This is a genomic window from Pseudomonas sp. P7779 (assembly GCF_013386315.1).
GTDB lineage: Bacteria > Pseudomonadota > Gammaproteobacteria > Pseudomonadales > Pseudomonadaceae > Aquipseudomonas.
This window is the reverse complement of record NZ_JACARZ010000086.1, coordinates 1-6756: the sequence shown is the minus strand read 5'-3', so window position 1 is coordinate 6756 and position 6756 is coordinate 1. Positions and strand designations below refer to the sequence as shown.

Below are 6756 nucleotides of genomic sequence, written 5' to 3'. Positions count from 1 at the left end.
GTTAACGATGACGTGGGTATCCTGACTCAACGCGGCGCCCTCAGGTTTTTCGCGAGCAAGCCCGCTCCCACATAAAGCGGCTCTGCTTTTGCTCTAACACTCGGGTCATCGGGGTAAAGCCCTGTGCTTACTTGGGGCTGGGCCGGCATTCCAGCTGTTCAAAAGTGAGCCGCTGTGAGAGCGGAACCAAAAGCCGCCGTGACCTAAATAACGGATACACACAGGCAAAACGTCAAACCACATCCACCCCCACATGAATCGCATCATGCCGCCAAAACTCCAGATCACAATCAATCAACCGCTCATGCTGATCATAATTAACCCGAGCAATCCGCAAGCCCGGGCTCCCCACCGACACCCTCAACGCCGCCGCAGCCTCAACCTGCAATGACGTCGGCACAATCTCAAACCGCACCCGCCCGTAGTGCAAGTCATACACCCGCGCATACAACTCCGTAATCGACTGATTCAAATCACACTCCAGAATCCCCGGAAAATACTGCGGGTTCAGATAGTGCTCCACATACAACACCAACCGCCCATCAATCCTGCGCCCCCGGCAAATCTGAATCACACTGGACAACGCCGGCAACTGCAACCACGCACACACCGCCGCCGAAGCCGGCTGCAACCGCGCCGAAATCACCTCGGTCGACGGCACCCGACCCTGGGCACTCACCATCGCGTGAAAATGACTGCGCTGCATCAGGTTATAGGCAAGCCTGGGCGGCGACACAAACCACCCCCGCCGCTCCTCGCGATAAATCTGCCCTTGTGCCTCAAGTTGTAACAAGGCTTCCCGCACCGTAATCCGGGTGGTACCAAACAACTCGCTGAGCTTGCGCTCGGCCGGCAGCTTACTGGCAGGCGCCAACAAGCCATGGTCGATCTGCTCTTGCAGCGCCAGGCCAATGGTTGTCACCGCCTTGGTTGCCTCATCACGCATCAACGTTACCTATCTGGACTAGACCAGCACTATTCAGGTGCACAAAACGCCCGCTAAACGCGCCTCTGCTGTTGCGTGCAAGCCTAGGCATTGCACATGACCGACAGATGACAGCGCCTCGCGACGTGCTGCCACAAGACCTGCAATACATCGGCCAAGTCCAAGGCTTCCGGGCGGTTGGGCATGGTCTACGCTTACCCGGTGATCCCCCGTCCAGGCCAACAAAAAACGACATCGACATGAAACTGTCATCCGCCACGCCTAAATTGGCTCGTGTATTGCTGACCTAGACCAACACCACCGCAAACGTCGATAAAAACGCAGCGTTGAAAACGCCCAAAGGAGCTTCGGATGAAACAGCTTTTCCTGGCATCACTGTTAGGCTCGACCATTGCCATGTGCACCGCCGCCACGGCCGCTGATACCGATCTAAAAACCCTGGAAGCCGCCGCGAAAGCGGAAGGCGCCGTCAACAGCGTCGGCATGCCCGATGACTGGGCCAACTGGAAAGGCACCTGGGACGACCTGGCCAAGACCTACGGCCTCAAGCACATCGACACCGACATGAGCTCCGCCCAGGAAGTCGCCAAGTTTGCGGCAGAGAAAGACAACGCCAGCGCCGACATCGGCGACGTCGGTGCAGCCTTCGGCCCGATCGCGGTGAAACAGGGCGTTACCCAACCGTACAAACCGACCACCTGGGCACAAGTCCCGGATTGGGCGAAAGACAAGGACGGTAACTGGGCCCTGGCCTACACCGGCACCATCGCCTTTATCGTCAACAAAAAACTCCTGCACGGCTCCGAAGCTCCGAAAAGCTGGGCTGACCTGAAGACCGGCAAATACAAGGTTTCCATCGGTGACGTGAGCACCGCCGCCCAGGCGGCCAACGGCGTACTCGCCGCCGCACTGGCCAACGGTGGCGACGAGAAGAACATTCAGCCGGCGCTGCTGATGTTCGCCGACATCGCCAAGCAAGGCCGCCTGTCGCTGGCCAACCCAACCATCGCCACCATGGAAAAAGGCGAAGTGGAAGTGGGCGTGGTCTGGGACTTCAACGGCCTGAGCTACAAGGCCAAGATGGCCAACCCGGATGACTACGTGGTGCTGATCCCATCGGACGGCTCGGTGATTTCCGGCTACACCACGATCATCAACAAATACGCCAAGCACCCGAACGCCGCCAAGCTGACCCGCGAATACATCTTCAGCGACGCCGGCCAAACCAACCTGGCGCGTGGCAATGCGCGGCCGATCCGTGCCGAGCACCTGACCTTGCCAGCCGACGTACAGGCCAAGCTGCTGCCTAACGAGCAGTACAAGAAAGTCACGCCGATCAAGGACGCCGACGCTTGGGAGAAGACCTCCAAGGCACTGCCGCAGAAGTGGCAGGAAGAAGTCATCATCAATATGCAATAAGGCTTAACACGCCTGTTCAAGTGGAACGCGGTCAGTGTGGGAGCTGGCTTGCCTGCGACAGCGGTATGACATTCAGCAGTATTGTCGACTGACACACCGCTATCGCAGGCAAGCCAGCTCCCACATTTGATCGGTGTTCCAGCCGAAAAACCGAGTCAAGCCTATTTGTTGCGGAGCCCCAGCCCCTATGAAGCACAACGTCATCCTTGTCGTGCTCGACGGCCTGAATTACGAGGTTGCCCGACACGCCATGGGGCACTTGCAGGCCTATGTCGGCGCAGGACGCGCAGCACTGTACAAACTGGAATGTGAACTGCCGGCCCTGTCCCGGCCACTGTACGAATGCATCCTCACCGGCGTCCCGCCGATCGAGAGCGGCATCGTCCACAACAACGTCTCGCGCCTGTCCAACCAGCGCAGCATTTTCCATTACGCCACCGACGCCGGTTTATCCACGGCGGCGGCGGCGTATCACTGGGTCAGCGAGTTGTATAACCGCTCGCCCTTTATCGCCGCCCGGGATCGGCATACCAGCGACCCGGCCCTGGCGATCCAGCACGGGCATTTCTACTGGAATGACCATTACCCGGACTCGCACCTTTTTGCCGACGCCGAAAGCCTGCGCCTCAAACACGCGCCGAATTTCCTGGTGGTGCACCCGATGAACATCGACGATGCCGGCCACAAGCACGGCCTCGACACCCCGCAATACCGCAACAGCGCGCGCTCGGCCGACATCATCCTCGCCGACTACCTGCAAGGCTGGCTCGACGCCGGTTACCAGGTGCTGGTGACGGCCGACCACGGCATGAACAACGACCGCTCCCACAACGGCCTGCTGCCGGAAGAACGGGAAGTGCCGCTGTTTGTGCTGGGTGATGCCTTCAGCCTCGACACCCACGCCACGCCCAAACAAACCGAGCTGTGCGGCACCGTCTGCGAGCTGTTGGGTGTACCCCACGACAAACCTGTATGCCGGGAGCTGTTGAAGTGAATTCAGTGATCCGCGGCAAATGGCTGGCCGCCTTGTGCCTGGTGCCCTTCGCGCTGTTTTTTATCGTGTTCGAGATCGCTCCGCTGTTCTGGGTGCTGGTCAGCAGCCTGCAATCGGAAGAGTTTGGCTGGGGCCTGGCCAACTTCAGCAAGATCGCCAATTCGAAGTTCTACCTGCAGGCAATCCAGTACAGCCTGGAGATCAGTTTCTACTCCAGTGTGTTCGGGATCGTCATTGCCGTGCTGGGCAGTTACTCGCTGCGTCGGGTGGATGGCCGGCTGCGCAATTTCGTGACCGCCTTCGCCAACATGACCAGCAACTTCTCCGGTGTACCCCTGGCCTTCGCCTTCATCATCCTGCTGGGGTTCAACGGCAGCATCACCATCATGCTCAAGCAGGCCGGGATCATTCAGGACTTCAACCTGTATTCCAAGACCGGATTGATCATCCTTTATACCTATTTCCAGATTCCCCTCGGCGTGCTGCTGCTCTACCCGGCCTTTGACGCGTTGCGCGAAGACTGGCGCGAGTCCGCTTCGTTGCTCGGCGCGGATGGCTGGCAATACTGGCGGCATATCGGCTTGCCGGTGCTGACCCCGGCGCTGCTGGGCACCTTCGTGATCCTGCTGGCCAACGCCCTCGGCGCCTACGCCACGGTCTATGCGCTGACCACCGGCAACTTCAACGTGCTGCCGATCCGCATCGCGGCGATGGTCTCCGGCGATATTTCCCTGGACCCGAACATGGCCAGTGCCCTGGCCGTGGTGCTGGTAGCGCTGATGACCGTGGTGACCGTGGTCCATCAACTGCTGCTCAAGAGGAGCTACCATGTCTCGCGCTGAACCTGGCTCGGCCGCCCTCTACCACCGCGTAGTGGTGTACCTGTTGCTTGCTGTCCTGGTGCTGCCATTGCTCGGCACCCTGGTCTACTCCATCGCCAGCAGTTGGTCGGCGACCATCCTGCCATCCGGCTTTACCTTCAAATGGTATATCCAGCTGTGGAGTGACCCGCGCTTCCTGAATGCCTTCGGCCAGTCGCTGCTGGTGTGCGTCGGCGCGCTGATCTTGTCGGTGGTGCTGATCCTGCCGCTGCTGTTTGTGGTGCATTACCACTTTCCGAAACTCGACGCGCTGATGAACATTTTGATCCTGCTGCCCTTCGCGGTGCCGCCGGTGGTGTCGTCGGTGGGGCTGTTGCAGCTCTATGGCTCGGGTCCATTTGCGATGGTGGGTACGCCGTGGATCCTGATCGGTTGCTACTTCACCGTGGCGCTGCCGTTCATGTATCGGGCGATCACCAACAACCTGCAAGCGATCAACCTGCGGGACCTGATGGACGCCGCCCAACTGCTCGGTGCCAGCACCTTCCAGGCGGCGTTCCTGGTGGTGTTGCCGAACCTGCGCAAGGGCTTGATGGTGGCATTGCTGCTGTCGTTCTCGTTCCTGTTCGGCGAGTTCGTGTTCGCCAACATCCTGGTGGGCACCCGCTACGAAACCCTGCAGGTGTACCTCAACAATATGCGTAACAGCAGCGGCCACTTCACCAGTGCCCTGGTGATCTCCTATTTCTTCTTCGTGCTGGTGCTGACCTGGGCCGCCAACATCTTGAACAAGGACAAAAGCCAATGAGCTTCGTCAGCGTCCAACACCTGCAGAAAGGCTACGCCGGTACGCCGGTATTCAGTGACATCAACTGCGAAATCGCCAAGGGCGAATTCGTCACCCTGCTTGGCCCGTCGGGCTGCGGCAAGTCGACCCTGCTGCGCTGCATCGCCGGCCTGACCTCGGTGGACAGCGGGAAAATCCTGCTGGATGGCCAGGACATCGTCCCGCTGAGCCCACAGAAACGGCATATCGGCATGGTGTTCCAGAGCTACGCGCTGTTCCCCAACATGACCGTGGAACAGAACGTCGCCTTCGGCCTGCGCATGCAGAAGGTCAATGCCGACGACAGCCACAAACGCGTGCAGGAAGTGTTGCAACTGGTGGAGCTGAAAGAACTCGCCGGCCGCTACCCGCACCAGATGTCCGGCGGCCAGTGCCAGCGCGTGGCCCTCGCCCGCTCGCTGGTGACGCGCCCGCGCCTGCTGTTGCTCGACGAGCCGTTGTCGGCCCTCGATGCACGGATTCGCAAGCACCTGCGTGAACAGATTCGCCAGATCCAGCGTGAGCTGGGCCTGACCACCATCTTCGTGACCCATGATCAGGAAGAAGCCCTGACCATGTCCGACCGGATCTTCCTGATGAACCAGGGCAAGATCGTACAGAGCGGCGATGCCGAGACCCTCTACACCGCGCCGGTGGATGTGTTCGCCGCGGGCTTTATCGGCAACTACAACCTGCTGGACGCCGACAAGGCCAGCAAACTGTTGCAGCGCCCGGTCACCGGGCGCATCGCCATTCGCCCGGAGGCCATTGAGCTCAGCCGCAGCGGTGAGCTGGATGCGTTGGTGCGCAGCCACAGCCTGTTGGGCAACGTGATTCGCTACCGCATCGAAGCCCGGGGCGTGGAATTGGTGGTGGATGTGCTTAACCGCTCGGCTGACGATCTGCACCCGAATGGTCAGAGATTGGCACTTTCCATCGACCCAAGTGCGTTGTGTGAAGTAGCCTGACGCACGATTTATTTGAGAGAGCGTGACAGATGGCATTGGTAATTTTTGATCTGGACGACACCCTGATCCACGGCGACTGCGCCACCCTGTGGAGCGAGCAGATGGGCCGCCTGGGCTGGGTGGATGGCGAGTCGTTCATGCGCAAGAACGACGAACTGATGGCGGCCTACAGCCGCGGTGAGCTGGCCATGGAGGATTTCATGGACTTCAGCCTGGAGCCGATGATTGGCCGCACGCCGGAAGAGATCGAGCACCTTGTAGAGCCGTGGGTGGAAGACGTTATCGAGCCGCTGATCTACAGCGAAGCCACCCGTACCATTGCACAGCACCGCAAGAATGGTGACCGGATTTTGGTGATCTCGGCGTCGGGGACGCACCTGGTCAAGCCGATTGCGGCGCGTATCGGCATTGATGAAGTGCTGGGGATTGAGCTGGACGTCGCCCATGGGGTGTACAGCGGCAAGACCACAGGTGTACTGACTTACCGCGAAGGCAAGATCACTCGCCTGATGGAATGGCTGGAGCAGGAAGGTGAGCACCTTGATGGGGCGTACTTCTACTCGGATTCGCGCAATGATTTGCCGCTGTTGCTGAAGGTGGAGAACCCGCAGGTGGTGAATCCGGACCCGGTGCTGCGGGCGCATGCTGAGAAGGCTGGGTGGCCGATTCATCATTGGGTTTGACGTTTTGTTGCGCTGGTTTGAGGTGAGTACATATCCGTTATTTAGGTAACGGCCGCCTATGGTTTCGCTCTTACAGCGACTCACTTTGGAAAAGCCCCA

At 59.7% G+C, this 6756-nt stretch carries 7 protein-coding genes; 6 read left to right on the top strand and 1 reads right to left on the bottom strand.

Features of this window, described 5'->3' with window-relative positions; genetic code table 11:
- Positions 1–232: 232 nt before the first annotated feature.
- A complete protein-coding gene (locus HX869_RS23880) occupies positions 233–946 on the bottom strand; it encodes a UTRA domain-containing protein (protein ID WP_010166446.1) in 714 nt (237 codons plus the stop codon).
- A gap of 351 nt (positions 947–1297) precedes the next feature.
- Here HX869_RS23880 and HX869_RS23875 point away from each other — a divergent pair, with 351 nt between their 5' ends.
- From HX869_RS23875 to HX869_RS23850, 6 genes are all read left to right on the top strand, one after another.
- Positions 1298–2365: an ABC transporter substrate-binding protein gene (locus HX869_RS23875; protein WP_178903744.1), complete on the top strand. Its 1068-nt coding sequence runs from the start codon at positions 1298–1300 to the stop codon at positions 2363–2365.
- A gap of 187 nt (positions 2366–2552) precedes the next feature.
- Positions 2553–3359 carry an alkaline phosphatase family protein gene (locus HX869_RS23870; protein ID WP_102606234.1) on the top strand — a complete coding sequence of 269 codons (807 nt, stop codon included), beginning with the start codon at positions 2553–2555 and terminating at the stop codon, positions 3357–3359.
- Positions 3356–4201 carry an ABC transporter permease subunit gene (locus HX869_RS23865; protein WP_010166442.1) on the top strand — a complete coding sequence of 282 codons (846 nt, stop codon included), beginning with the start codon at positions 3356–3358 and terminating at the stop codon, positions 4199–4201. Before HX869_RS23870 ends, HX869_RS23865 begins: the two co-directional genes overlap by 4 nt.
- Positions 4188–4988, top strand: coding sequence for an ABC transporter permease (locus tag HX869_RS23860; protein WP_102369616.1), 801 nt, complete (start codon positions 4188–4190; stop codon positions 4986–4988). Before HX869_RS23865 ends, HX869_RS23860 begins: the two co-directional genes overlap by 14 nt.
- Positions 4985–5974, top strand: coding sequence for an ABC transporter ATP-binding protein (locus tag HX869_RS23855; protein ID WP_178903743.1), 990 nt, complete (start codon positions 4985–4987; stop codon positions 5972–5974). Before HX869_RS23860 ends, HX869_RS23855 begins: the two co-directional genes overlap by 4 nt.
- Positions 5975–6003: 29 nt before the next feature.
- Positions 6004–6657, top strand: coding sequence for an HAD family phosphatase (locus HX869_RS23850; protein ID WP_003219744.1), 654 nt, complete (start codon positions 6004–6006; stop codon positions 6655–6657).
- Positions 6658–6756: the final 99 nt, after the last annotated feature.

Excerpts from the sequence above, each read along its gene's own strand:
- HX869_RS23880 (WP_010166446.1), bottom strand. The coding sequence starts at position 946 with ATGCGTGATGAGGCAACCAAGGCGGTGACAACCATTGGCCTGGCGCTG.
- HX869_RS23860 (WP_102369616.1), top strand. The coding sequence starts at position 4,188 with ATGTCTCGCGCTGAACCTGGCTCGGCCGCCCTCTACCACCGCGTAGTG.
- HX869_RS23875 (WP_178903744.1), top strand. The coding sequence starts at position 1,298 with ATGAAACAGCTTTTCCTGGCATCACTGTTAGGCTCGACCATTGCCATG.
- HX869_RS23850 (WP_003219744.1), top strand. The coding sequence starts at position 6,004 with ATGGCATTGGTAATTTTTGATCTGGACGACACCCTGATCCACGGCGAC.
- HX869_RS23870 (WP_102606234.1), top strand. The coding sequence starts at position 2,553 with ATGAAGCACAACGTCATCCTTGTCGTGCTCGACGGCCTGAATTACGAG.
- HX869_RS23855 (WP_178903743.1), top strand. The coding sequence starts at position 4,985 with ATGAGCTTCGTCAGCGTCCAACACCTGCAGAAAGGCTACGCCGGTACG.